The organism is Eisenbergiella massiliensis (assembly GCF_003435485.1).
Genome location: NZ_QVLV01000005.1, coordinates 23,013 through 48,227, shown reverse-complemented (window position 1 = coordinate 48,227; position 25,215 = coordinate 23,013). Strand labels below are relative to the sequence as shown.

The window sequence follows — 25,215 nt, the reverse complement described above, 5'->3', positions numbered from 1 at the left end:
TTGTAAATACTGGGTTTGCGGAAATTGTGGATAATGTGGAAAGTGTGGATGAACCTGTGAATATGACGCAAAATCAAGGAAGGAGAAAGTAAAATATCCACACTTTTCATACACATGAAAAATGTGGATATTGTGGATAACTATCGTTTCAGAAGGTTTTCTCCGATATTTACAACGTCTCCGGCCCCCATAGTTATCAACAGGTCACCGGCAGTGCAATTTTCTAAAATAAAGTTTTGTATTTCTTCAAAGGATGGGAAATAATGGCATTCCGTACCTTTTTTACCGATTTCTTCTTGCAGATCGCGGGAGCTGATTCCCAGGGTATCCGTTTCGCGGGCGGCATAAATATCGGCGAGAATGACCTTATCCGCCAGGGACAGCGCGTCTGCAAAATCAGAAAGGAAGGCTTTTGTCCTGGTATAGGTATGGGGCTGGAATACGCACCAGAGGGTTTTATGGGGATAATTCACAGCAGCCTTGAGAGTTGCTGTAATTTCTGTGGGATGATGCGCATAATCATCTACTATGGTGATGCCGTCCAGGCTGCCTTTATACTCAAAGCGGCGATCCGTGCCCGTAAAATTCTTCAGGGCGCGGGAAGCGGTTCCCATGTCAAGCTGCAGATAATCTGCAAGCGCGAGCGCCGCCAGGGCATTCAGGATATTATGTTCCCCGGGCACTCCCAGAGATACGGGAACGGGTGAGCCGTTCCTTCGGTTGAGCGTAAATCCGGCATGGGCAAGCTCATCATGGCTGATATCGGTCGGGTAATAATCGCAGGTCTCCAAAGAGCCAAAGGTGATTACGGAACAGGCCAGGCCCTCTGTAATTTCACGGTAGTCTGGAATATCGCCATTGATAATCAGAACCCCGTCTTCCGGAAGAAGCTGGGCGAATCTGCGGAAGGAGGAACGGATATCCGCCAGATCCCGGAAGAAGTCCAGATGATCCTCTTCTATATTAAGTATAATCCCGATACGGGGATAGAAGCTGAGGAAGCTGTTAGTATATTCGCAGGCCTCCGTAACGAAAAGGTCGGACTTGCCAACCCTGATATTTCCATGGATAGCCTTCAGGATTCCGCCAACGGAAATGGTGGGATCTGCTTTGGCCTCCAGAAGTATTTCCGTAATCATGGAGGTGGTGGTGGTTTTACCGTGAGTTCCGCTGACCGCCACGGGGGTTTTGTAGTTGCGCATCATCTGTCCCAGAAGCTGTGCGCGGGTCAGGCTGGGAAGCCCCAGCTCTTCCATGGCTGCGTATTCCGGGTTGTCTTTGTGGATAGCGGCGGTATATACCACCAGATCGATATCATCGGTTATATTTTCACGACGCTGCCCGTAGTGGATGACGGCGCCTTCTTTCTCCAGAAGTTCGGTAAGTGACGATTTTTTCATGTCGGAGCCGGATACACGGAAGCCTTCGGAGAGAAGAATCTCTGCCAGGCCGCTCATGCTGATGCCGCCTATGCCGATGAAGTAAACGTGAACCGGATGATTAAAATCTACTTGATACATAAGGATACCCTTCCTGTTTTTTATTTGGACAAAGCCTGGCAGGAACTATGAAGGTAAAAAGCCGCAATTATCCGTCAGCCATTGATACCCTCCACTGACAGTGTACGCAAAGTAAGCAGTCTTTGTTCATTCTGATATGTATTATACGCATTCATGAAAAAAAAACCAATAGGCAATTACAAAAAGAAAAGACCGGAAAAGGATTTTTGCGCGAAAAAGCGCATATTTTGTGGAAAATAGAAGAAAGATGCATAACTGGGAGGGGTAATATCTTATGTAAAATACATAATACTGCAAAATGAAAGGTTTGAAATATGTAAAATATACACAAAATTTAAAAAAATACAACAGAAAGAAATTGTAAAAGATTATTCACTTTTGTACAAGCATGTGGTATAATCTTATTACGTTATATACGTAAATCTATGCAGAATATGGATGCAGAAACATGAGGTGATGACATGATTAAGAAAGAAATGATTGCTATGCTGCTTGCTGGCGGTCAGGGAAGCAGGCTGGGTGTGCTGACCTCCAAAGTGGCGAAACCTGCCGTGTCCTTCGGCGGCAAGTACCGGATTATTGATTTCCCATTAAGCAACTGTATTAATTCAGGCGTGGATACGGTAGGTGTACTGACACAGTATCAGCCACTTAGATTGAATACCCATATCGGGATCGGTATTCCGTGGGATTTGGACAGAAATATAGGCGGCGTAACGGTTCTTCCTCCTTATGAAAAGAGTGAGAACAGCGAGTGGTATACCGGAACGGCCAATGCCATCTATCAGAACATTGATTACATGGACAGTTATAATCCGGACTATGTATTGATCCTGTCAGGGGATCATATTTATAAAATGGATTATGAGGTAATGCTTGATTTCCATAAGCAGAACGGCGCAGAGTGCACGATTGCGGTAATGCCTGTACCGATCGACGAAGCGAAGCGCTTTGGTATTGTCATCACGGACGAAAACAGCAAGATAACAGACTTTGAAGAAAAACCCGAGAATCCCAGAAGCAACCTGGCCTCTATGGGAATCTACATATTTAACTGGAAAACTCTGAAGGAAGCTCTCATTGCCAGATCCGATCAGCCCAATCTGGATTTCGGAAAACATGTCATTCCTTATTGTCATGAAAAAGGCGCTCCGATGTATGCCTATGAATTCAATGGTTACTGGAAGGACGTAGGAACCCTGAACTCATACTGGGAAGCGAATATGGAACTGATTGATATCGTTCCCGAATTCAATCTGTATGAGGAATATTGGAAAATCTATACAAAGAGCGAGATTCTTCCGCCGCAGTATATTGCTCCGGAGGGGGTTATTGAGAGAAGTATTATCGGCGAAGGCTCAGAGATTTACGGAAAGGTATACAATTCCGTTATCGGCTGCGGCGTTACCATCGGCAAGGATTCGGTAGTGCGCGATTCCATCATCATGAATAATACGGTTATCGGAAGCGGCTGTGAGCTGAACAAGGCGATTATTGCCGAAAATGTACAGGTAGGAGAAGGCGTGAAGATGGGCGTGGGAGAGGAAGCTGAGAATGATATCGCTCCCCACATCTATAACAGCGGTATTGTTACCATTGGAGAAAAGAGTACGATACCAAAGGGAATTACTATCGGAAAGAATACGGTTGTGTTCGGTGAGACGGCGGCTGAGGACTATGAAGGCGGCACTCTTGCAAGCGGGAAATCTTTGATTAAGGCAGGTGACGAACAGTGAGAGCGATAGGAATTATTTTAGCAGGCGGCAATAACCACAGGATGAAGGAATTATCCCAAAAGAGAGCTATCGGGGCAATGCCTATCGCAGGCAGCTACAGAAGCATCGACTTCGCCCTCAGCAATATGTCCAATTCCCACATCCAGAAAATAGGCGTTTTTACCCAGTATAATGCCAGAAGTCTGAATGAGCATCTGAATTCCTCCAAATGGTGGGATTTCGGCCGTAAGCAGGGAGGGCTGTTCGTGTTCACTCCTACGGTAACTGCGGACAACAGCTACTGGTACAGAGGGACTGCGGATGCCATTTATCAGAATCTTTCCTTCCTGAAGAGCAGCCATGAGCCTTATGTAGTGATTGCATCCGGTGACTGTGTTTATAAAATGGATTATAATAAGGTACTGGAATACCATATTGAGAAGAAGGCCGACATCACGGTGGTGTGCAAGGACATGCCAATCGGCGCGAATGTGGAACGTTACGGCACCATCAAGATGAACGAGGACAGCAGGATTGAGGAATTCGAGGAAAAGCCCATTGTGGCGAAATCCAACACAATTTCCTGCGGCATCTATGTAATCAGGCGCCGCCTGCTCATTGAAATGATTGAGCGCTGCGCCATGGAAGACAGATACGATTTCGTGAAGGACATCCTGATCCGTTATAAGAACCAGAAGAGAATTTACGGTTATAAGATCAAGGAATACTGGCGCAATATTGCGTCCGTAGAAGATTATTTTTCCACGAATATGGATTTCCTGAAGCCGGAAATCAGGGATTACTTCTTCAAGCAGTATCCTGATGTTTATTCCAAGGTGGACGACCTGCCTCCCGCAAAGTACAATGTGGGCGCCAAGGTCAGCAACAGCCTGATTTCCAGCGGCTGTATCGTAAATGGTACGGTGGAGGATTCTGTGATATTCAAGAAGTCCTTTGTGGGCAATAACTGCTATATTAAGAACTCCATTATCTTAAATGACGTTTATATAGGAGACAACACACACATTGAGAACTGCATCGTAGAGAGCAGGGATACGATCCGTGCAAATACCTTCTACAAAGGAGAAGACGGAATTAAGATTGTGGTTGAGAAGAACGAGAGGTATGTCATCTAAAGATAAAAGGGGGAATCTCAAATGAAGATTACAGACGTGCGTGTGCGGAAAATCACTAAAGAGGGAAAGATGAAAGCCATCGTATCTATTACAATTGATGATGAGTTTGTCGTTCACGATATAAAAGTAATTGAAGGAGAGAAGGGGTTGTTTATAGCGATGCCCAGCAAGAAGGCTACTGATGGAGAGTACCGGGACATTGCGCATCCGATTAACCAGGCTACGAGAGAGAATATCCAGAGGATTATCCTGGAAAGATATGAAGCGGCGCTGCTGGAACCGGATGATGGAATTTGATTCTTACTAAGGCGGGAATGCGGAAGGCATTCCCGTTTTTTTATTCCATAGGAAAGTACTCCTATGGAATAAAAAACGTTCCGCGAGGATCGCACTGCGGCGGAAAGGAATCATGCCGCTAAAGCGACCCGCCGCAGGCGGAGAATCATGCAAGCGAGATTCTTTTTTACCTGGCGGTATACATTTCATAGAGAAGGCGGTATAGTAATACAGAAGGGAGCAGTGAGGGGACTGAACAGCTGCTGCAGAAGAGGAAGGCGGCCAGGAAGGGCCTGAATGGCTGTGTATAAAAGCTCATCGGAAGGAAAGCTTGAAAAGGAGTAGGCAGATGCAAAGAGAGAGGCAAAAGGGAAACAGAGATTTTGGAAACAGGCATATAGCCTTGTTTCTCTCCCTTGTATTATTAATTTTATGTCTGGTGCCGGGGTGCGATACGCTGGCGGTGGGTATTGGCGGGGATGCCGGTTCTGATACGGCGGCCGTATTTGACAGCTTTACACGGGATCTGTTTATTGATTTGGCTTCCCAGGACGAGCTTACGCTGAATTATACGCTGGCGGATCCTTCGGCCTATGGGATTACGGAAGCAAAATCGGTTTTCGGCAGTTATTCACTGGAAAATCAGAAGGCGGAAGAGGAGCTGGACGAACAGCTGCTGGAAGCGCTGAAGGGAATCCGGGAAAAGGATCTGACCGGGGAACGGCTTCTTACCTATAAGATCCTGAAGGAGGTTCTGGAAAAAGAACAGGCGGGGAAAGGGCTGGAGCTGTATGCTGAGCCGCTGAGCCCCACTATCGGGATGCAGACGGAGCTTCCCGTACTGTTGGCGGAGTATCATTTTTACAGAAAAGAGAGCGTGGATACTTATCTGAAGCTTCTGGGGCAAATCGACGAGTATTACCGGCAGATTCTCGAATTTGAGCAGGAAAAGGCGAAGGCAGGGCTTTTTATGGGGACGCGCATGGCGGATCAGGTGCTTGCCTCCTGCGAGCCTTACATGGAGGCGCCGGAGGGCGGTCTGATGGATCAGTCCTTCCGGGAGCGGCTGGAGGAAATGCCTGAACTGACGCCGGAAGAGAAAGAGGATTATATAAAAAAGAATCTGGAAGTGCTGGAAACACATTTTGTGCCTGCCTATGAGGAGCTGTATGCCGGACTCAAACAGCTCAGGGGCAGCGGAACCAACGAGCTGGGTATTTATTATTTGCCAGAGGGACGAAGGTACTATGAATATCTGGTGGACTGCAGCATTTATACCTCTTTTTCCTCAGTTAACGATCTGCGCAAGGCGATAGAGGAGCAGCTGGAAAAGGACTGGGATGCTATTGTGGAAGTGTTGGATAATAATCCGGACGGACTGGAGGAGATGTGGGAGGAAAGCTTTTTCAGCGATGACCCGGAAACAGTGCTGACGTATTTGAAAAAAGAAGTGGAAAAGGCATATCCTGCGCTGCCGGAAAACGGCTACCAGATCAAGTATGTGCCGGAGAGCCTGGAAGCCAGCATGAGCCCGGCCTTTTACCTGACACCGCCCATGGATATGCCGCAGAACAATGTGATTTATATCAACAGAGGGAGCGGCAGCTATGATGTGCTGACGGTGCTGGCCCATGAGGGCTATCCGGGGCATTTGTATCAGAACGTTTATTACCTGGGCAGAGAAGTTCCGGAGGTAAGGCATGCACTTAATTTTACGGCATATTCTGAGGGCTGGGCCACTTATGTGGAAAACCGCTCCTATCTGTTTGAAGACAATGGCCTGGGGAATGTGATGGGAGAGCTTATGAGGCGGGATTCCTCCGTTACAAAGGCGGTTTATGCGCTGCTGGATATCAGAGTCAACTATGAAGGCTGGAACCGGGAAGAAACGGCTTCTTTTCTGCAGCAGATTTATAATCTGGACGAGGATACGGTCAATGAAATCTACGATGCCCTGATTGCCAATCCCGGCAATTATCTGCAGTATTATGCGGGATGCCTGGAAATAGAGAGGATGCGCGCGGAGGCGGAGGAGAAGCTGGGAGCCGCATTTGATGAGAAGGAATTCCATACCTTTATACTGGATATGGGACCGGCGCCGTTTACCATTATACGGGATTATTTTGATGAATGGCTGAAAACGGCCCAAAAAAGTGGTTGACTTTGAAAAAACACAATGCTAAGATACAGGTAAACAGACAAAAGCAATGAAGGAAAGAGTAGCCTTGCATCAGCGTAACCAGAGAGAAGGGCATCAGCTGAAAGCCCTTTTGCGAATGAAGAAGGTGAAGACCATTCCGGAGCCGCCATGTGAAGGCTGTCCGGGCAGATGCCGGTCAGAGATAAATATGGACGTATATCCGCGTTAAGGATTAAGGTTTGAAAGAATCTGAAGTGAAAAATTAAGGTGGAACCGTGCAGGATAGTGGGAAACGGAACCGGCGGAGGCATATTCAGTAAGTGCTTCAGGATGTGCGGGCCGTGGCCGTTAGGAAAAGAAAAATTATTGCACCCTTAGGAAAAGCAGCGATGGCTGTTTTTTCTGAGGGTGTTTTTTAATGCAGATAAAAGAAAAGGAGAAGAGAAAAATGGATGTTATTTTAAAGGATGGAAGCTTAGGCGAACAGAGCTTTGAAGACAGGGATGGGGCAAGGACCTTCCGTCATACGACTTCTCACATATTGGCGCAGGCCGTAAAGAAGCTGTATCCGGATGCAAAGCTGGCAATCGGACCTGCGATTGATGACGGATTTTATTATGATTTTGAATTCAGCAGCCCTATTTCCAGTGACGATTTCAAGGCAATTGAAAAGGAAATGAAGAAGATTGTGAAGGAACGGCTGCCAATGGAACGTTTTACCCTTCCCAGGGAAGAGGCGATTGCGCTGATGAAGGAGAGAAATGAAAGCTACAAGGTGGAGCTGATTGAGGATCTGCCGGAGGATGCGGTCATCAGCTTTTTCAGGCAGGGTGATTTTGTGGATCTGTGCGCAGGGCCTCATCTTTCCAATACCGGCTATGTGAAGGCCTTCCGGCTGACCAGCCTGGCGGGCGCTTACTGGAGAGGCAATGAGAAAAATAAGATGCTTACGCGTATTTATGGAACCTCTTTCCCGGATAAGGAGCAGCTGGAAGCGCATCTGGCAAGAATTGAGGAAGCAAAGAAGAGGGATCACAGGAAGCTGGGAAAAGAGCTGGGACTCTTCACTTTAATGGAAGAAGGCCCGGGCTTCCCGTTTTTCCTGCCCAAGGGCATGATTTTGAAGAATACGCTGATTGATTACTGGCGAAAGCTGCATGAAAGAGAAGGATATCAGGAGATATCCACGCCCATTCTTTTGAATAAGAAGCTTTGGGAGACTTCCGGGCATTGGGATCATTATCGGGAAAATATGTATACAACCGAGATAGATGAGGAAGAGTTTGCGGTAAAGCCCATGAATTGTCCGGGCGGTATGCTGGTATACAAGTCCCAGCCCAGATCCTATCGGGATTTGCCTCTGCGAATCGGCGAGCTGGGGCTTGTGCACAGGCATGAAAAATCAGGGCAGCTCCATGGCCTGATGCGTGTCCGCTGCTTTACGCAGGATGATGCCCATATTTTTATGACGCAGGAGCAGATTACGGATGAAATCAAGGGCGTTATGCGGCTGATCAATGAGGTATACAGTAAATTCGGCTTTATCTATCACGTAGAGCTTTCCACACGTCCGGAAAACAGCATCGGCAGCGACGAGGACTGGGAGCTTGCAACACAAGGGCTGCGCAAGGCTCTGGAGGAAATCGGGATGGAATATGTGGTGAATGAGGGGGACGGCGCTTTCTACGGACCCAAGATCGATTTCCATCTGGAGGATTCCCTGGGAAGAACCTGGCAGTGCGGTACGATTCAGCTTGATTTCCAGCTGCCTATGCGTTTTGAGGCGGAGTATATGGGGGCGGACGGGGAAAAGCATCGTCCTATCATGATTCACAGGGTAGTGTATGGCTCCATTGAACGTTTCATCGGTATTCTGATCGAGCATTATGCGGGTAAATTCCCGTTATGGCTGGCGCCGGTGCAGGTGAAGGTACTGCCGATTTCCGAGAAATTCTTCGGTTATGCGGGAGATATCCTGCAGTCGCTCAAGGCAGCGGGAATCCGCTGTGAGATGGATAACAGGGATGAAAAAATCGGCTATAAAATCAGGAGCGCACAGATGGAAAAGGTGCCTTATATGCTGATTGTCGGCCAGAAGGAGGAGGAGAGCCAGACGGTATCCGTAAGAAGCAGAGAGGATGGGGATTTGGGAAGCTTCGCTCTGGAGGATTTTGTAAGGAAGGCGGCAAAAGAGGCTGAAGAATAATAAAATCTTTATATAATGAAAAAATACCCGGGGCGGTGATGCAGATGCCCCGGGTATTTGCTTAAATGATTACGGCAGAACCCGGATTTCATCCGGTGTGGTCTGCGCAGGGATGCTCATGGTCATTATCTGATACCAGGCCAGGACTTTGGTGCCGGGTGTCAGGTCGGCGGCTGTCAGTTCTTTTTTGCCGTCCAGGGTTTTAATGACGGTATTTTCACCGATAAAGTAGATGATGTCCCGGTCGGTAACATATGCGGGAGTGCCGTCATTCATGGAGGTAATTTCGGTGATGGTGGCATAGGTCGGTGCAGCCATATCTTCAGGGACCTGACAGATAACCAGCTCCGCATTGGAAATGGGAGGAAGGCTTCTTGTCATCATAGGGCTGACATAGGCGTAAAGGGTTTCGCCTACCTTCAGATCCTTCAGCTTCTTAGGAATACAGTCTGTGGCTGTGAGTATCAGGGTATCCTCATTGATATTCAGGACGATGCGGGAATAGGGATCATTCTGATTGTCATTTTCCAGCATAACCTGATTGCCGTTGATTTCCGTAACTGTGCCGTATACCTGGATGGAGGAAGGCATGGTGGCTTCAGGCAGGGCGGACGTATCGCCGGTGGCATTCCCAACAGGAGATTCGTCGCTCATTCCGGACGCCACATGGAGCAGACCAGGTTCCAGACCTTCTTTTTCCAGCTTTTCAAGCATTTCTTCAGCCTCCTGACTGGTTTCAAATTCTCCGGAAACAATACAGAAGCTTCCGTCCTGGGCCTTCACCAGACTGCTGTCCAGTGTGCCGAGGGATTCCTGCAGCAGCGCGGTTTCCTCTCCGCCGTCCATCGCGTCGGAGGACAGATAGAAGACCTCGCGGATTTCATCGGCAGTATCTGCAGGAGAAAGGCTCAGCTCCAGATAGCCGTCCGCCGTTTGCTCCGTCAGCTGAAAGGCCGTATTAATGGAAAGTTCCACCACAAAGCTGACTGCGGAATCATCCAGCAGGATGCTGCGGTAAACATCTTTTACCAGAGAGGAGTCCATTAATTCTTCACTGAGGGCATCAAAGTCAAAATCACGCACATCATACAGGGTGAAAACAAGACGGTGGGGGGCCAGCTTTTCTTCCATTTTATAGACGGGAACCTGTGTATCGGCGTCTGTTGTCTGGCGGCAGGGAATCCGATAGACTTCCGCTGCCTGGGTCTCCACGGGTTTCTCATCGGAAAAGGCCTGGGGAGTCACCGGGGTGTCTTGGGAACGTGCGGCCATAGGCGTGTCGGGTGTCTGGGTATTATTGCTTCCGGAAAACGGAAGTATGCGGAAGAGAACCACGATACACAGGCAGGCGGCCGCCAGAGAACCGAAGCCTGTAATCCATTTTTTTCCCGTATATCTCTTTCCCCGGTCCAGCCCCTTCTGAATGGAAGCGGAAAGGGAATCGGGAAGGGGTATATTGTTATAGCTTTCTTTTCCTTTATTCATAACAGCATCTCCTTTCTTAAATGAGTCAGACCGATACGGCGCTTTTCAGCTTGCCGATGATGCGGTACAGACGTGTTTTCACGGTGCTTTCAGGCAGCTTCAGGGTTTCGGCGATTTCACGGAAGCTCCGGTCTTCGAAGTACTTCAGGATAATCAGCGTTCTTTCATCTGGCTGCAAAGTGTTCAGCGCCTGGTAAAGATCAAGGCGGTCGTCAACGGATAAATCCTCTTCCCGGGCAGGAAGGGTATCATCCGGTACGATGAATTCGTATTTTTTCTGTTTTTTCAAAAGATCATAAGCACAATTGATGATGATACGGCTCATCCAGGTATCAAAAAATTCAGGATTTTCCAGTTTTCCCAGATTTATAAAGCCTTTGTAGGTAGCCTCTGATATAATTTCCAGGGCATCGTGCTCGTTTTTGACATAACAGAAAGCGAGACGGTAAAATTTTGCCTTGTTGTTTTCCATATGCTGTGCGAATTGTTTCTTGCTTAAATGTTGGCTCATGTGCCCCACCTTCTTTCTAAAAGTCTTGTTTTCGTCCCTTTACATCTGTTAGACTGCCCGGGGAACAAAAAAGTTTGCGTTTCATTAAAAAAAATGTTAAAAATTTAGGTAGTGGGCAGTTCCGGGGAAGCCGGACGGCTTTATGGCTTCGTCGTTGTCCTGTCCCGTCCCCGCCGGGGCGTCCCTGCTGTGTCTGTCCGGGGGGCGGGTGTTTTCTGCTGCCTTTCAGATTTGGGCCGTTTCTAAAAGCGGAAGGAAACCGCTTGGACGTCCCTGATTGCAGCATGAACTCGTCGCAGGCTCCTCAGACAATGCTGCATTGGCGGGATAAGCGGTTTCCTTCCGCTTTAAGAAACGGCTCCAAATCTTCAAAGGCATCTGAAAACACCCGCTCCCCCGGACAGGCACAGCAGGGACACCCCGGCGGGGACGGGACAGGACAACGGCAAAGCATAAAGCCGTCCGGCTTCCCCGGAACTGCGCGCAGGTTGTAAGGGCGTTTTGTTCCTGTAGGTAATGAACTGAGGGAATACGTTTTTGTATTTTTTTGAATTGGTATGAGTGTTGTATACTTTGGCAGTTTATTGTGTAAATGTTGGGCGGAGTTAGTGTTGGTGGTTAGTATAGCATATTTTGTGCAGAAGAGACAGAGATAAAGTGAGTGTGGGGAGCAAAGATTTGGGGCTGTTTCCGGGGGATGGGGGCGGTTCTGCTTTCGGGTGTCCCTGGGGTGGGGGCCGGTGGGGGTATTTTCCATGCCATGGGAGAAAATGGAGGTATTTCTTACTGCTCCCTGCGGCCGGTTCCCGGCTGCTCTTAACGGCTTGTTTGACGAGCGCAGGCAACAAATGGAATTAACAAGAAAACGTTACAAGCGAGGAGTTCAGCCGTGTTAGCCGGGGACCGGCCGCAGGGAACAGTTAGAAATCCCCCATTTTTGAGGTTGGCAAGGAAAATACCCCCACCGGCCCCGCCCCAGGGACACCTGAAAGCAGAACCGCCCCCATTCCCCGGAAGCGGCCCCAAATCTTTGCTCCCCGCACGGACGGGAAACCAATGGAGGATGAAGGGATGAGATTTATTATTTCACCGGCTAAAAAGATGAATGTGGACGGGGATACGATGGAGGCTGTTGGGAGGCCGGTTTTTTTGGAGAGGGCGGAGGTGCTTAAGGGATGGCTGCAGGGGCAGTCTAAGGAGGAGCTGCAGAGGCTTTGGGGGTGTAATGAAAAAATTGCGGAGTTGAATTATGAGAGGCTGCGGGGGATGGATTTGGAGAAGGGGGTGACTCCGGCGGTGCTGGCTTATGAGGGGATTCAGTATCAGTATATGGCGCCCCGGGTGTTTGAGGCGGGCGAGTGGGAGTATGTGGAGGAGTATGTGAGGATTTTATCGGGGTTTTATGGGATACTGCGGCCGCTTGACGGGGTGGTGCCGTATCGGCTGGAGATGCAGGCGAAGGGGAATCCGGAGGGAAAGGGAAATTTGTATGATTTCTGGAAGGATGCCATTTATGGGAAGCTGCGTGAGGAGACGGATTGTATTGTGAATCTGGCTTCCAAGGAGTATTCGCGGTGCGTGGAGGATTGGCTGACGGCGGATGTGAGGTATATAAGCTGTGTTTTTGGGGAAGAAAAGATAAGAGATGATAAGAGCGTACCGGGGAAAAAGGGGTGGCCGCCGGTGGTGCAGAAGGGGACGCAGGCGAAGATGGCGAGAGGGGAAATGGTACGGTTCGCGGCGCAGCAGGATATCAGGGACTGGAGGGAGCTGAGGGGCTTTAACAGGCTGGGATATGAATTCAGGGAGGAGTATTCCTCGGAAAGTCAGCTGGTGTTTGTAAAAAAGAAGGATTAGGTGCGGTCCGTATCCCCTTTGGCTTTCTGCTGTAACGGTCTGCTCACCGGCCTCTTTGCCGGCCTGCACCTGGAATTGCGAGGAGGGCGGATGAGAGCGCTATTTGACAGAGGGAGGATCAGGCATTAAACTAAAGAATGAGGAACAGCGGTTCGGGTGGCTGAAACGTTAGAAACAGGAAAGGAAATGGATTGAGATGTACGTGATAGCTGGGCTTGGTAATCCGAAGCGGGAGTATGAGAATACCCGGCATAATGTGGGATTTGATGTGATAGATGCCATTGCTTCCAAATATGGAATCAGGGTGATTGAGAGGAAGCACAAGGCCCTTGTGGGCAGGGGCTATATTGACGGGATGAAGGTGGTGCTTGCAAAACCGCAGACTTTTATGAATCTGAGTGGTGAAAGCATCCGGGAAATCATAGACTATTATAAGGTAGATCCTCAGTCAGAGCTGGTGGTGGTGTGCGATGATATCAGCCTGGAGCTGGGACAGCTGCGTATCCGGAAAAAAGGAAGCGCAGGTGGGCATAACGGATTGAAAAATATTATTGCCCAGTTGGGGACGGATGGCTTTGCGCGGATTAAAATGGGCGTGGGCAACAAGCCGGAGGGATATGATCTGGCGGATTATGTGCTCGGACATTTTACCGGCGCGGAGCGCAAAATCATGGATGAAAGCATTGGGTATGCGGTGGATGCTGCCGTGACCATGCTGGAGAAGGGGCCGGACGAGGCCATGAACAGATTCAATGGAAAGCGGGCAGGCGGGGAAGGTAAATGAATGCGATAACAGCACCGTTACGGGAACTGGCGGAATTTGAAGAGGGTCAGGCGCTTCTGAAAAAGGAGAGGGCCTGTATCGGCTTTACCGGATGTGTGGATTCCCAGAAGCTTCATATGGCGTATGGACTCAGCGATGGTTTCCGGTATAAAATCATCGTTACTTTCAGTGATTTGAAGGCGCGGGAAATTTATGAGGATTATCAGTTTTATGACAGGGATGTGACCCTGTATCCTGCGAAGGATCTGATTTTTTACCAGGCGGATATCCATGGGAACCAGCTGGTGACGGATCGGATGAAGGCGCTGCGTAAAATTATTGAGGGGAAGCCGCTGACGGTGATCACCACCTTTGCGGCGTTGATGTCCCCCCAGGTGCCTTTGGAGGAAATCGCTGCGTCGGTCATCCATATTGACGGCGACAGCAGGCTGGACGAGGGCAGTCTCGCCCGCAGCCTGACGCAGATGGGATATGAAAAAAATTATCAGGTGGACGCGCCGGGGCAGTTTTCCATCCGGGGCGGGATCATTGATATTTTTGATCTGACGGAGGAAAATCCATACCGTATCGAGCTGTGGGGGGAGGAAGTGGAGTCCATCCGCAGCTTTGACCTGCTCAGCCAGCGCAGTGTGGAGAAGCTGGCTAACGTGGATATTTATCCGGCGACGGAAATGATGCTTTCCGGGCAGCAGAAGGAGGAAGGGCTTCGGAAAATTGAGAAGGAAGCGAAGGCTTTTGCCGGGAAGCTGCAGGAGTCGTTCCAGACGGAGGAGGCGCACCGGGTCAGGACGCAGGTGAAAGAGCTGCGGGAGCAGGTGCAGGAGTTTTCCCAGATTACGAACCTGGAAAGCTATATCCGGTATTTTTATGAGGAGACGGTTTCGTTCCTGAAGTTTTTCCCGGTGGGGGAGACCTGTGTTTTTATTGATGAGGCGCTGCGGGTAAAGGAGCATGCTTCAGCGGTCGAGATGGAATTCAGGGAGAGCATGGGGCACAGGCTGGAGAAGGGCTATATTTTGCCGGGACAGGCGGATCTGTTGTATGGCTTTGAGGAAACAGCCGGGTTTCTGCAGAATTTAAGGTGTGTGCTGCTTTCTTCCATGGACAGTAAAAATGCGCTGCTGAAGCCGCAGAAGAAGTTTGATGTGAATGTAAAAGGCATGTCCTCCTATAACAGCAGCTTTGAAGCGCTGGTTTCGGATTTGAAGCGGTACAAGAAAAACGGCTTCCGGGTGCTTCTGCTTTCAGGCTCGCGGACCAGGGCGAAGCGGCTTGCGGAGGATCTGCAGGAGCAGGGGCTGTCAAGCTTTTACAGCGAGGATGGGGATCGTGAGGTAAAATCCGGAGAGGTCATGCTGTATTACGGGCATGTGAAGCGGGGGTTTGAGTATCCGCTGCTGAAATTCGTGGTGATTACGGAGAGTGATATTTTCGGTTCGCAGCAGAAGAAAAAGAAGAAGAAAAAGAAGTTTGAAGGCCAGAAAATCAATGATTTTGCCGAACTGAAGATCGGCGATTATGTGGTGCATGAGAGTCATGGTCTGGGCATCTATCAGGGGATTGAAAAGGTTGAGGTGGATAAGGTTGTAAAGGATTACATCAAGATTTCCTACCGGGACGGGGGAAATCTGTATGTGCTTGCCACGGGGCTGGATGTGATTCAGAAGTACGCGTCCTCCGATGCGGCCAAAACGCCCAAGCTTAACAAGCTGGGTACCCAGGAATGGAGCCGGACCAAATCCAAGGTGCGCAGCGCTGTGGATGAGGTGGCAAAGGATTTGGTGGAGCTTTATGCCGTCAGACAGCAGAAGGAGGGGTATCCTTATTCCAGGGATACGGTATGGCAGAAGGAGTTTGAGGAGTGCTTCCCGTTTGAGGAGACGGAGGATCAGCTGGCGGCGATTGCAGCTACCAAGGAGGATATGGAAAGCTACCGGATTATGGACCGCCTGATATGCGGCGACGTGGGCTACGGTAAGACGGAAATCGCCATCCGGGCCGCGTTCAAGGCCATTCAGGATGGAAAACAGGTGGCGTTTTTAGTGCCTACCACGATCCTTGCCCAGCAGCATTATAATACCTTTGTCCAGAGAATGAAGGATTTCCCGGTGCGGATTGATCTGATGTCCCGTTTCCGGACGCCGTCGGAGCAGAAAAAAACGGTGGAGGATCTGAGAAAAGGACAGGTGGATATTGTCATCGGGACGCACCGCATCCTTTCTTCGGATATCCAGTTCAAGGATCTGGGGCTTCTGATCATCGACGAGGAACAGCGTTTCGGGGTGACCCACAAGGAAAAAATCAAGAAAATCAAGGACAATGTGGATGTGCTGACGCTGACGGCGACGCCTATCCCCAGAACCCTCCATATGTCGCTGGTGGGCATCCGGGATATGAGCGTGCTGGAGGAGCCGCCCAACGACAGGCTGCCGATCCAGACGTTTGTATGTGAGTATAATGAGGAGATGGTGCGGGAGGCCATTGTCAGGGAGCTGACCAGGGGCGGCCAGGTTTATTATGTGTATAACCGGGTCAACAATATAGCTGATGTGGCGGCCGCGCTGCAGCAGCTGGTGCCGGAGGCTGTCGTGGCCTTTGCCCACGGGCAGATGAAGGAGCATGAGCTGGAGCGGATTATGTATGATTTCATTAACGGGGAAATAGACGTTCTGGTTGCAACCACGATTATTGAAACCGGGCTGGATATTTCCAATGTGAACACCATGATCATTCATGACTCCGATCAGCTGGGGCTTTCCCAGCTCTATCAGCTGCGCGGGCGAGTGGGGCGTTCCAACCGGACCGCCTATGCCTTCCTGATGTATAAACGGGATAAGATGCTTAAGGAAATCGCGGAAAAACGTCTTTCCGCCATCCGGGAATTTACGGATCTTGGAAGCGGGTTTAAAATTGCCATGCGGGATCTGGAAATCAGGGGGGCAGGCAATCTTTTAGGACGGAAGCAGCATGGTCATATGGAGGCGGTAGGCTACGATCTTTATTGCAAAATGCTCAATGAAGCGGTGAAGAATCTGAAGGGCGAGCTTACGATTGTGGATTTCACCACCACGGTGGAGCTGGAGGCGGATGCGTTTATCCCGCCCTCTTATATCGTCAACGAGCAGCAGAAGCTGGATATTTACAAGCGCATTGCCGGGGTGGAAACCCATGCGGAAAGCGAGGATATGAAGGAGGAGCTGCTTGACCGGTTCGGGGAGGTTCCGAAATCTGTGGATAACCTGCTCCGGATTGCGCTGATCCGTGTATTGGCGCATGAGCTGTATATTACGGAAGTGAAGGGGCGGAACGGGGAACTGAAAATCACCATGCGGCCGGATGCCAATTTGAAGGGGGAAAACCTCCCTGTAATTTTAGGGAAGCATAAAAACAAGCTGACCTTCAGCGCCAGGGGGACGCCGGTATTTTTTTACCGTTATAAGAAATGCGGCGTTGTGGAAAAGGATGCGGAAAACCTGATCCGTCTGACGGAGGGACTGCTTGCCGACATGAAAGAGATACTGGCGGGGAATTAGGACGGCGTTTTTGCCGTAAGGATAGGAGACAGCAATGGATAAAACAGACTACAGGATTTTACGGATATTGAAGGAAAACGGCCGGGAGTCCGCCTCTGATATCGGAAAGGAAATTCATCTGTCCGTGTCGGCAGTACTGGACCGGATAAAAAAGCTGGAGGATTCCGGTGTGATAAAAAGCTATACGATTCTGGTGGATTCGTCAAAGCTGGGCAATGATGTGATCGCCCTGATGGAGGTCAGCCTGGAGCATCCCCGTTTTTATGATGAATTTACGGAGACGGTGAGGGGGATTGACGCTGTTGTGGACTGTTATTATCTGACGGGGGATTTTGACTTTAACCTGAAGGTGACCTGCGCGTCCTCGGATGAGCTGGAGCAAATCCACAGGAAAATCAAATCCATTCCCGGAGTTTCGGCCACCAGGACGCATTTTGCGCTGAAGGAAGTGAAGAATGTGTATGCGGCAATACCCGGGGAATAAGAACGGCGGCCCGATTGCCTGAATTGCTCCCTGTAAAAAAGGGGCGGTAACAGCCGGAAGGTTCCTTTCAAATTGCTGATTGATGCGGTATCGCAGGCGGGCCTGCGATAGACAGGAGGTAAACAAATGAAAAAGGTTCTTGTAGTGATTGACATGCAGAATGATTTTATTGACGGTTCTTTGGGAACTGCGGAGGCGCAGGCCATTGTGGGAAAAGTGCTTGAGAAAATAAAGGCCTATCCTGCGGACCGGATTTACGCCACCAGGGATACGCACGGTGAGAATTATCTGGAAACGCCGGAAGGAAAGAGCCTTCCGGTGGTTCATTGTGTGCGCGGCACCGACGGCTGGCAGATCCGTCCTGAAATTGCCAGGGCCATGCCGGATGCGGTCATTGTGGATAAGCCCACCTTCGGTTCCACGGCGCTGGCAGAGCTTCTTTTTGAGGAAAATAAAAAAGAAACGCTGGAAATTGAACTGGTGGGGCTGTGCACCGATATTTGTGTGGTGTCCAACGCGCTTCTTCTTAAGAGCTTTATGCCGGACAACCGGATCGCAGTGGATCCTGCATGCTGTGCGGGAGTGACGCCAAAGAGTCATGAGGCGGCCCTGCTCACCATGAAAATGTGCCAGATAGCCATGGAAGGGCAGGAACAGGCATGAAAATCATATATCAGATAGGTATCATTTTTTCCCTGTGCTGGGTGAGCCAGATTGTGGAGGCTCTGCTTCCCATTGACTTTCCCGCCAGCGTTATCGGGATGATTCTGTTGTTTGCCCTGCTCGTATTCCGGGGGCTGAAGGTGGAGCATATCCGGGAAAAGTCGGATTTCCTGCTGGCAAATATGGCTTTCTTTTTTGTGCCTGCGGGAGTGAGCATTATCAATTATTTTGATGTTTTAAAGAGCAGCGTGGTACAGCTTCTTCTGATATGCCTGTTCACTACCGTGCTTACCTTTGCGGCTACGGCAGGGAGCATACGGCTGACGCTGAAGCTGATGAACCGCAGAAAGGGAGGGCAGGAAAATGGCTGAGCTGACATCTTCTCCCTTTTTCGGCATTGCCCTGAGCATTATTGCCTTTTCCATCGGGGTATGGATTCAGAAGAAAACAGGGCTTGTGGTCTGCAATCCCCTGATTATTGCCATTGTGCTGGTTATCGGGGTGCTGCTGCTGTTTCATATCCCTTATGAGGCTTACAATGAGGGCGGAAGCATTATTAATATGTTCCTTGCTCCGGCCACCAGCTGTCTGGCGGTTTCTATCTATACAAGGGTGGAGCTTCTGAAGAAGAACTGGCTTCCTATTCTGGTGGGCTGTACTGTGGGTTCGCTCACCTCCATGGGGAGTGTTTTCCTGCTGTGCAGGCTGTTCGGCCTGGATGAAGCGATGACGAATTCCTTGCTCCCCAAGTCCGTTACCACGCCTATTGCGGTGGGAATTTCCGAGAGCCACGGCGGTCTTGTGCCGGTAACGGTGGTAGCGGTTATTATCACGGGCATTATGGGAAGCATTCTGGCGCCGTGGCTGATACGTATCTTCCGGGTGAAGGATTCCATGACGGCAGGCCTTTCTATCGGCGCGTGCAGCCATGCGGTGGGAACCTCCAAGGCAATTGAGCTGGGGGAGACGGAAGGGGCCATGAGCGGGCTGGCCATCGGTATCTGCGGGATACTTACCGTTGTATTTTCTTTGTTTTTGATTTAGTTCCTGCTTCGTTCAGGCATGGAGTAAATACCCTGAGTAAAATGTGAGGTTTCCGTAAGGGAAGCCTCTTTTTAGTTTATAAGCTGTAAAATGAGTCAACTTTCGGCAGTAACTGTGAGGAGGCTGAACAGTTACGGTTATAGGCGTGTGATATTCATAAAAAAGCATGAATCCTGTTAATGATTTTTAAGTAATAAAAACAGTGAATATTTTCCTCAATTTTACAAATACTACATTTACCAAACCAATGAAGTCAAATACCTTACAGCAAGCGCGGCGGACAAGTTCCGGGGTATCTGGCCTCGCGGCAGTCACAGGATGGACATGCGGGTATGTCCGGCCGGCCGTTGCCTGCGGGAATAAAATAAATGTAAAAAGAGGTTAAGAGGCGCACAGCCAAAGACCCTGCAGAAGGAGGAAATATGAAAGCAACAGGAATTGTGCGGAGAATAGATGATCTGGGTAGAATTGTCATCCCCAAGGAAATCAGGAGAACATTGAGGATCCGGGAAAGTGATCCCCTTGAAATTTTTACCGACAGGGAGGGAGAGATTATACTGAAAAAATATTCCCCTATCGGAGAGATGAGTACATTTGCAAAACAGTATGCGGAAAGTCTGGCACAGGTATCCGGGCAGATGACGCTGATTGCGGATCGTGACCAGTTTATAGCGGCAGCAGGCGGCTGCAAGGCGCTTATGGGAAAATCCATCAGCAAAGCGCTGGAGGAATCCATTGAGAACAGGGAAAGCATTCTCGCTGCAAAGGGTGATAAGAATTTTATTCAGGTAGCTGAGGAAGGAGAACCGGAATTTATACATGAAGCCATCAGCCCTATTATCTGTGAAGGCGATGTAATCGGCGCGGTGCTTCTTCTGAATAACGATCCCAAGTTAAAAATGGGAGAAGTGGAGCAGAAGCTGATTCTGTCCGCAGCCGGTTTTCTCGGCAGGCAGATGGAGCAGTAGAAAAAAGAAAGCTGAAAAAAACAACAAGGCAGGCAAAAAGCGGCTGCAGGGTTTCCGGGAGAGAAGTGACATGCTCCAAATATCGGAAAAACCTGCGCCGCTTTTATTTTTTTATATGGAAGCCGGAATAATTTTCAAAATCGCTCTAACAGGCATCAGGGCAGCCGGGGGCCGCTTTGTCCACACCGATATACATCCTGTCCTCAAAGGGGAGATAAATGCGTTTTCCCTGCAGGGAGGAAAGATAAATTCCTTTTACGATTTCCAGCGTTTTCCGGCCCTCGGTGACATCCACCCTGACAGGCTCGTCGTTGATTATGGAAAGATAGAAATCACGGATCTGGGACAGGTGGCCGCTTCCCCAGTAGGCAGGAATATTGCCGTCGGCATCGGCAGTGGGAAGGATTTCCTGGTAAACCCCGTCTGTTTCATAGAAACCGGTGTCCTGCTTCAGGCCGCAGCGCCCTTTTTCCCCCTGGAATTCCAGGTAAATGGGGGCGTCCGCTGCATAGGAATTGCAGGCATAGAGGCTGTAAATGCAGCCGTTCTTAAACTGGATGGCCGCTTCCGCGGTATCCTCTACAAAAATTTTGTCGTGATAATGGTTATGCACGCTGCCATCTATCCACTCTACGTCGCTGTCCAGCATATACCTGATGCGGTCAATGCTGTGGATTGCCTGGTCGATGAGCACGCCGCCGCCTTCCTTGTCCCAGGTTCCTTTCCAGTCGCTTCCTTCATAATAGGAATAGGGGCGTGACCAGGTGAGATAGGAGCGGGCGCTGAGGATACGGCCGAAGCGGCCTTCCCCTATCATCTGGCGGAGCTGCTGTACGCCTTTTTCATAACGGGTCTGAAAAATGACGCCCAGTTTTTTACCGGAAGCGGCTTCGGCAGCTTTCATAAGATCCGCGTCCTGAAGCGTGATGGCCACCGGTTTTTCCGTAAGGACATGCATTCCTGCCTGCAGGGCGCGGACTGCCATGGGGGCATGCAGGTAATGGGGCAGGCAAAGGTGGACCACATCAATTCCTTTTTCCTGCAGATCCTCGAAGCCGGTTCCGTAAGCGGCGCCGAAGGGAGCGGCAAAGGCCCGAGCCTTTTCAATATCTGTGTCTATGGCACAGACGAATTCTGCGATATCCGATAATTTCGGAAATGCGTTTGCATAGCAGGCGGAAATTCTTCCGCAGCCTATCAAGGCAATTCGAAGTTTTTTCATAAGGACTCCTGTCTGCGTGGCGAAGCACGTGTTTTAATGAGGCGGTTGCAGATGCGTTCCCGCCTTTATTTTTTTGCTTTTGGATGGAAGGGCTTCCGGCCTGCGGCCGGGCCGGCAGTTCTCCTAACTTATCCGATAAAAAAGCTGCCTTTCATTGATCCCGTAAACTGATAGTGGATGTCAAAAAAGTACTTCATGGCGCCGTTATAGCAGGCGTAGGCATCCAGCCCGCTGTAGCGTATGCGCACGTTTTCCGTCATGCGGCGAAATCCGGTTTCCTGCAGGGACAGACGGATTTCCTCTAAAAAAACGGGGCCGAGGGTACAGGCGTTGCCGCCAAGGACAATCAGGCGAGGATGGACGAGGCAAATCAGGTTGGACAGGGCAAAGGAAAATTCCCGGGCCATTTTCCGTATTACCTGAATCGCTGTCTGGTCCCCATAAAGGGCGGCTCTCCCCAGGTCGGCATAGCCGATGGAGGGCAGGGAAAGAAGGGAGGAGGAGGTTCCTTCGGCATGAAGCCGTCCGGGCAGGGCTTCTTCCGAGAGAACCAGCTCCAGGCAGCCGTTATTCCCACAGGGGCAGGGCGGACCCTGTGGGGAGATGCTGAAATGGCCGAATTGTGTATAGGAGGCGCAGGCCCTTCCCAGAAGCCTGTCCTGGATAAAGAGCGCCGCACCGATTCCGCGGCTGAAGCGGATGAAGGCATAGTCCTTTTCCAGGATTGCGGTGTAAATCTTTTCCGCATAAGCGGCGCAGGCGGTGTCGTTGAAAACCGCTGCTGCATAGGAGGAAAAGGTTTCCCGAAGAAGAGGAATCACGCCGGTCTCCCCCTGATCCTGCGCCAAAGAAATGGTAGTGGAGAAAACCGTTTCTTTTTCCGGATCAATCATGGCGGGCAGCACGAAGCAAATCCCGAGAAGCTGCGTACTGCGGATGAGCTTCAATATCCTTTCCTCCAAAAAGGCATGGCAAAGCTCCGTATAGGAGTCCCCGGGCGTTCTGTAAAGCTCCTGCTGCAGGAGGGTGGAACCACAGATATCAATGAGCTGGGCGTGCACCCTTTTTTCCTCCCAGCCAAAAACAGCGATATAGTGGTTCCCGGAGCAAAGCTCCAGGCAGTTGGGCTTTCTGCCCACGCCGGCGCTGTCTCCGGTGCCGGAATCATACAGGAAGCCGCTTTCCGTCAGCTCATCGATAAGCGCTGAAACGGCAGTGCGGCTCAATCCTGTTTTCTTTGCAAGGGCGGCCCTGGAGATTCCGCGGTTTTCAAAAATGGAGTTGTAGAGCAGCTTCAGGTTGGTATTTTTAATGAGCTGCTGATTGACTAATTTCATGGGCACCTCTTTGGTGAATTGCGGCCATGCCGGCATGGCGGGCAGTGTATTATAGCAGTAGCTGTGATGACACAAAGCATATAATTGTTTATGGATAAGCATAATTGTTATCTCATATTACAATTGGAATTTTAACACAGACAACAAAGAAAGGCAACGGATACGTTCTCATTACGCAGTGATTTTAAATGGCTGGATGCCTGCAGCAGTTTAATTGTCAGAACTGTTTTAATTGTAGTGGAGAGAAAAATTTAGGCATGCAAAAGGGATTGACAAGTACATTGTAGAATGCTATCTTGAATTTGTAAGATGATATTACTAATTAAGGCTGCAAAACAGGGAAGGGAAAAAAGAGAAGCCGGAAGAAGCATACTGCCAGTCTGTGTAACAGGCAGGGGCATTAATTCGGGCAGACAGGAGGAGTCATGAAAATTGGATTAATTGGTTGCGGGGGCATGGGAACCACACATAATCTGTCCCTGAAAGCATTATCCGGGAAAATGGATGTGGAGGTAACGGCGCTTGCCGACTGCAGGCAGGAATTTCTGGAGCGGGCCGCAAAGCAGTGGCCGCAGGCAAAGACCTATGTCACAGGCAGGGAGCTGCTGGAAAATGAAGAACTGGATGCGGTACATATATGTCTTCCCAGCTATCTTCATGCAGAACATGCCGTTTTAGCCATGGAAAAGGGTATGCATGTTTTTTGCGAAAAACCGGTCTGTCTTACGGCGGAGGAGGGCAGGCGGCTGCTTGAGGTGCAGAAGAAAACCGGTGTCAGCGTGATGGTAGGGCAGGTAGTGCGCTCCTTTGATGAATACCGTTATCTGAAGGATGTATATGATAACAAAACCTACGGGAAATTAAAGTCCATCGTAATGCAACGTATCAGCGGCGATACGAAGTGGGGCTTTGAAGACTGGTTCCATGATGAGAAAAAGAGCGGTAGCGTGATACTGGATCTGCATATCCATGATCTGGATTTCCTGCGGTATATGCTGGGAGAGCCGGATTCCTTTGAGGTAAAGGCAACTGCTTTTGACAGCGACATGGTAAACCAGGTGCTTGTTTCCTACCAGTTCGGGGATGTTTTTGCCACGGCGGAGGGTATATGGGATGTGTGCACACAGCTTCCCTTCGATCCGTCCTTCCGTGCCTGCTTTGAAGAAGCAACGGTAATATTCCAGGGCAGGAGCAATCCTTCCCTGACGGTCTGGCACAAAGGCGGGGAGGTCAGCCACCCGCAGCTTGCGCCTGAGTTTACCATGCATGATACCTCAGCTGGAATCAATATATCTGACTTGGGGCCTTACTATACGGAAATTAAATACTTTTATGACTGCCTGAAGCAGGGAAAAGAGATCGAAAGGGCGCCGCTTTCGGAGGGCATAAAATCTGTGCTGCTGGGGCTGGAGGAGCTGAAGGCGGCTAAAAAATATCTGGAGGAAAACAGAAGGAGGGCATAGGCAAATGCGTGTAGGCGTGGTGGTAGGTTTACATAAGGATACGGATTTAAAGGAAAAGTTCAGCGAACTGCGGGAAATGGGAATGGAAAGCTGCCAGCTTGTGTGCTGGGACAGGACGCTTCTGAATGAGGAGACGGCAGCCCTTGTAAAACAGGCGGTTGAGGAAGAAAAGATTGACATCACAGCTTTCTGGTGCGGCTGGGAAGGCCCCAGGACCTGGAATTTTTATGAAGGGCAGGAAACGCTCGGCCTGGTGCCTGCGGCATTCCGGTTCCAGAGGCTGCAGATGCTGATGGAGGGTTCTGATTTTGCAAAGCTGATCGGTGTGAAGAATCTGGTAACACATGTGGGATATATGCCGGAAAATCCATATGATCCGAATTATCAGGGCGTGATCATATGTCTGAAAGAGCTTGCTGCAAAATGCAGGGAAAACGGACAGAATTTTCTGTTTGAAACCGGCCAGGAAACTCCTGTCACGCTGAAAAGGGCAATTCAGGATATCGGCCTTGATAACGTGGGCGTGAATCTGGATCCGGCCAATCTGCTCATGTACGGTAAAGGAAATCCGGTAGATGCGCTGGATGTGTTCGGAGAGTATGTCCTTGGTATCCACGGCAAGGACGGCTGCTATCCCACGGACGGCCATGAGCTGGGGGCGGAGATGCCCTTGGGCCAGGGAAGGGTGAATTACCCGGCCTTTATCAGAAAGCTGAAGGAAATCGGCTATGAAGGCGATATCACGATAGAACGGGAAATATCCGGTGAGGAACAGAAGAAGGATATTTTGATGGGGAAGAAGCTGCTGGAGGATTTGATAGCAGCGGAATAAAAAGAACCGTTGTATTCATCTTATCAGAATACAACGGTT

The 25,215-nt window shown here is 49.8% G+C and carries 20 protein-coding genes; 15 read left to right on the top strand and 5 right to left on the bottom strand.

Annotation, left to right across the window (positions count from 1 at the left end):
- Window positions 1-140: 140 nt before the first annotated feature.
- Window positions 141-1,520 carry a UDP-N-acetylmuramate--L-alanine ligase gene (gene murC / locus DXC51_RS08825; RefSeq protein ID WP_021634403.1) on the bottom strand — a complete coding sequence of 460 codons (1,380 nt, stop codon included), beginning with the start codon at window positions 1,518-1,520 and terminating at the stop codon, window positions 141-143.
- A 461-nt stretch (window positions 1,521-1,981) separates the two neighbouring features.
- Between murC and DXC51_RS08820 the strand changes: the two genes are divergently transcribed.
- The 5 genes from DXC51_RS08820 to thrS all read left to right on the top strand — a co-directional run bounded on the left by DXC51_RS08820 (window position 1,982) and on the right by thrS (window position 8,993).
- Complete coding sequence (locus DXC51_RS08820) at window positions 1,982-3,256, top strand: glucose-1-phosphate adenylyltransferase (protein WP_021634405.1); 1,275 nt, start codon at window positions 1,982-1,984, stop codon at window positions 3,254-3,256.
- Window positions 3,253-4,371: a glucose-1-phosphate adenylyltransferase subunit GlgD gene (glgD, locus tag DXC51_RS08815; RefSeq protein WP_021634406.1), complete on the top strand. Its 1,119-nt coding sequence runs from the start codon at window positions 3,253-3,255 to the stop codon at window positions 4,369-4,371. Before DXC51_RS08820 ends, glgD begins: the two co-directional genes overlap by 4 nt.
- A 21-nt stretch (window positions 4,372-4,392) precedes the next feature.
- Window positions 4,393-4,668 (top strand): septation regulator SpoVG, encoded by a 276-nt coding sequence (gene spoVG / locus DXC51_RS08810; RefSeq protein ID WP_021634407.1) that lies wholly within the window; start codon window positions 4,393-4,395, stop codon window positions 4,666-4,668.
- A gap of 328 nt (window positions 4,669-4,996) precedes the next feature.
- Window positions 4,997-6,808: a DUF885 domain-containing protein gene (locus DXC51_RS08805; protein WP_117544302.1), complete on the top strand. Its 1,812-nt coding sequence runs from the start codon at window positions 4,997-4,999 to the stop codon at window positions 6,806-6,808.
- 427 nt (window positions 6,809-7,235) lie between these two features.
- Window positions 7,236-8,993 (top strand): threonine--tRNA ligase, encoded by a 1,758-nt coding sequence (gene thrS, locus DXC51_RS08800; RefSeq protein ID WP_035320916.1) that lies wholly within the window; start codon window positions 7,236-7,238, stop codon window positions 8,991-8,993.
- Between the two features lie 69 nt (window positions 8,994-9,062).
- On the opposite strand, the gene DXC51_RS08795 is transcribed toward thrS, so the two are convergent.
- The gene (locus DXC51_RS08795) at window positions 9,063-10,478 is read right to left on the bottom strand and encodes a hypothetical protein (protein WP_117544301.1); all 1,416 of its coding nucleotides are present in this window, start codon (window positions 10,476-10,478) and stop codon (window positions 9,063-9,065) included.
- A 25-nt stretch (window positions 10,479-10,503) separates the two neighbouring features.
- On the bottom strand, window positions 10,504-10,989 hold the full coding sequence (locus DXC51_RS08790; protein ID WP_021634413.1) for a sigma-70 family RNA polymerase sigma factor: 486 nt from the start codon (window positions 10,987-10,989) through the stop codon (window positions 10,504-10,506).
- A gap of 1,071 nt (window positions 10,990-12,060) precedes the next feature.
- Between DXC51_RS08790 and yaaA the strand changes: the two genes are divergently transcribed.
- The 8 genes from yaaA to spoVT all read left to right on the top strand — a co-directional run bounded on the left by yaaA (window position 12,061) and on the right by spoVT (window position 20,322).
- A complete protein-coding gene (gene yaaA / locus DXC51_RS08780; protein ID WP_102290184.1) occupies window positions 12,061-12,846 on the top strand; it encodes a peroxide stress protein YaaA in 786 nt (261 codons plus the stop codon).
- Window positions 12,847-13,042: 196 nt separating this feature from the next.
- Complete coding sequence (gene pth, locus DXC51_RS08775) at window positions 13,043-13,630, top strand: aminoacyl-tRNA hydrolase (RefSeq protein ID WP_021639542.1); 588 nt, start codon at window positions 13,043-13,045, stop codon at window positions 13,628-13,630.
- Window positions 13,627-17,163 (top strand): transcription-repair coupling factor, encoded by a 3,537-nt coding sequence (gene mfd, locus DXC51_RS08770; RefSeq protein ID WP_021639541.1) that lies wholly within the window; start codon window positions 13,627-13,629, stop codon window positions 17,161-17,163. Before pth ends, mfd begins: the two co-directional genes overlap by 4 nt.
- A 34-nt stretch (window positions 17,164-17,197) precedes the next feature.
- Window positions 17,198-17,647, top strand: a complete 450-nt coding sequence (locus DXC51_RS08765) for an Lrp/AsnC family transcriptional regulator (protein ID WP_021639540.1) — start codon at window positions 17,198-17,200, stop codon at window positions 17,645-17,647.
- Window positions 17,648-17,773: 126 nt separating this feature from the next.
- A complete protein-coding gene (locus tag DXC51_RS08760) occupies window positions 17,774-18,310 on the top strand; it encodes a cysteine hydrolase family protein (RefSeq protein WP_025487641.1) in 537 nt (178 codons plus the stop codon).
- Complete coding sequence (locus DXC51_RS08755; protein ID WP_117544299.1) at window positions 18,307-18,681, top strand: CidA/LrgA family protein; 375 nt, start codon at window positions 18,307-18,309, stop codon at window positions 18,679-18,681. The genes DXC51_RS08760 and DXC51_RS08755 overlap by 4 nt, the downstream gene beginning before the upstream one ends.
- Window positions 18,674-19,354, top strand: coding sequence for an LrgB family protein (locus DXC51_RS08750; RefSeq protein ID WP_102290182.1), 681 nt, complete (start codon window positions 18,674-18,676; stop codon window positions 19,352-19,354). The genes DXC51_RS08755 and DXC51_RS08750 overlap by 8 nt, the downstream gene beginning before the upstream one ends.
- A gap of 422 nt (window positions 19,355-19,776) precedes the next feature.
- Window positions 19,777-20,322, top strand: a complete 546-nt coding sequence (gene spoVT, locus DXC51_RS08745; protein ID WP_021639528.1) for a stage V sporulation protein T — start codon at window positions 19,777-19,779, stop codon at window positions 20,320-20,322.
- Between the two features lie 145 nt (window positions 20,323-20,467).
- Here spoVT and DXC51_RS08740 read toward each other — a convergent pair whose 3' ends face one another.
- Both DXC51_RS08740 and DXC51_RS08735 read right to left on the bottom strand, forming a co-directional pair.
- Complete coding sequence (locus DXC51_RS08740; protein WP_117544298.1) at window positions 20,468-21,544, bottom strand: Gfo/Idh/MocA family protein; 1,077 nt, start codon at window positions 21,542-21,544, stop codon at window positions 20,468-20,470.
- A gap of 128 nt (window positions 21,545-21,672) precedes the next feature.
- Complete coding sequence (locus DXC51_RS08735; RefSeq protein ID WP_117544297.1) at window positions 21,673-22,881, bottom strand: ROK family transcriptional regulator; 1,209 nt, start codon at window positions 22,879-22,881, stop codon at window positions 21,673-21,675.
- Between the two features lie 425 nt (window positions 22,882-23,306).
- Between DXC51_RS08735 and DXC51_RS08730 the strand changes: the two genes are divergently transcribed.
- Both DXC51_RS08730 and DXC51_RS08725 read left to right on the top strand, forming a co-directional pair.
- Window positions 23,307-24,344, top strand: a complete 1,038-nt coding sequence (locus tag DXC51_RS08730) for a Gfo/Idh/MocA family protein (protein WP_117544296.1) — start codon at window positions 23,307-23,309, stop codon at window positions 24,342-24,344.
- A 4-nt stretch (window positions 24,345-24,348) separates the two neighbouring features.
- Complete coding sequence (locus tag DXC51_RS08725) at window positions 24,349-25,176, top strand: sugar phosphate isomerase/epimerase family protein (RefSeq protein ID WP_021639523.1); 828 nt, start codon at window positions 24,349-24,351, stop codon at window positions 25,174-25,176.
- The last annotated feature ends 39 nt before the right edge of the window (window positions 25,177-25,215 follow it).

Coding starts and splice junctions, on each gene's coding strand:
- DXC51_RS08735 (WP_117544297.1), bottom strand. CDS start 22,881: ATGAAATTAGTCAATCAGCAGCTCATTAAAAATACCAACCTGAAGCTG.
- DXC51_RS08755 (WP_117544299.1), top strand. CDS start 18,307: ATGAAAATCATATATCAGATAGGTATCATTTTTTCCCTGTGCTGGGTG.
- pth (WP_021639542.1), top strand. CDS start 13,043: ATGTACGTGATAGCTGGGCTTGGTAATCCGAAGCGGGAGTATGAGAAT.
- thrS (WP_035320916.1), top strand. CDS start 7,236: ATGGATGTTATTTTAAAGGATGGAAGCTTAGGCGAACAGAGCTTTGAA.
- DXC51_RS08765 (WP_021639540.1), top strand. CDS start 17,198: ATGGATAAAACAGACTACAGGATTTTACGGATATTGAAGGAAAACGGC.
- mfd (WP_021639541.1), top strand. CDS start 13,627: ATGAATGCGATAACAGCACCGTTACGGGAACTGGCGGAATTTGAAGAG.
- spoVT (WP_021639528.1), top strand. CDS start 19,777: ATGAAAGCAACAGGAATTGTGCGGAGAATAGATGATCTGGGTAGAATT.
- DXC51_RS08750 (WP_102290182.1), top strand. CDS start 18,674: ATGGCTGAGCTGACATCTTCTCCCTTTTTCGGCATTGCCCTGAGCATT.
- yaaA (WP_102290184.1), top strand. CDS start 12,061: ATGAGATTTATTATTTCACCGGCTAAAAAGATGAATGTGGACGGGGAT.
- DXC51_RS08820 (WP_021634405.1), top strand. CDS start 1,982: ATGATTAAGAAAGAAATGATTGCTATGCTGCTTGCTGGCGGTCAGGGA.
- DXC51_RS08760 (WP_025487641.1), top strand. CDS start 17,774: ATGAAAAAGGTTCTTGTAGTGATTGACATGCAGAATGATTTTATTGAC.
- DXC51_RS08730 (WP_117544296.1), top strand. CDS start 23,307: ATGAAAATTGGATTAATTGGTTGCGGGGGCATGGGAACCACACATAAT.
- DXC51_RS08790 (WP_021634413.1), bottom strand. CDS start 10,989: ATGAGCCAACATTTAAGCAAGAAACAATTCGCACAGCATATGGAAAAC.
- spoVG (WP_021634407.1), top strand. CDS start 4,393: ATGAAGATTACAGACGTGCGTGTGCGGAAAATCACTAAAGAGGGAAAG.
- DXC51_RS08805 (WP_117544302.1), top strand. CDS start 4,997: ATGCAAAGAGAGAGGCAAAAGGGAAACAGAGATTTTGGAAACAGGCAT.
- DXC51_RS08725 (WP_021639523.1), top strand. CDS start 24,349: ATGCGTGTAGGCGTGGTGGTAGGTTTACATAAGGATACGGATTTAAAG.
- murC (WP_021634403.1), bottom strand. CDS start 1,520: ATGTATCAAGTAGATTTTAATCATCCGGTTCACGTTTACTTCATCGGC.
- DXC51_RS08795 (WP_117544301.1), bottom strand. CDS start 10,478: ATGAATAAAGGAAAAGAAAGCTATAACAATATACCCCTTCCCGATTCC.
- DXC51_RS08740 (WP_117544298.1), bottom strand. CDS start 21,544: ATGAAAAAACTTCGAATTGCCTTGATAGGCTGCGGAAGAATTTCCGCC.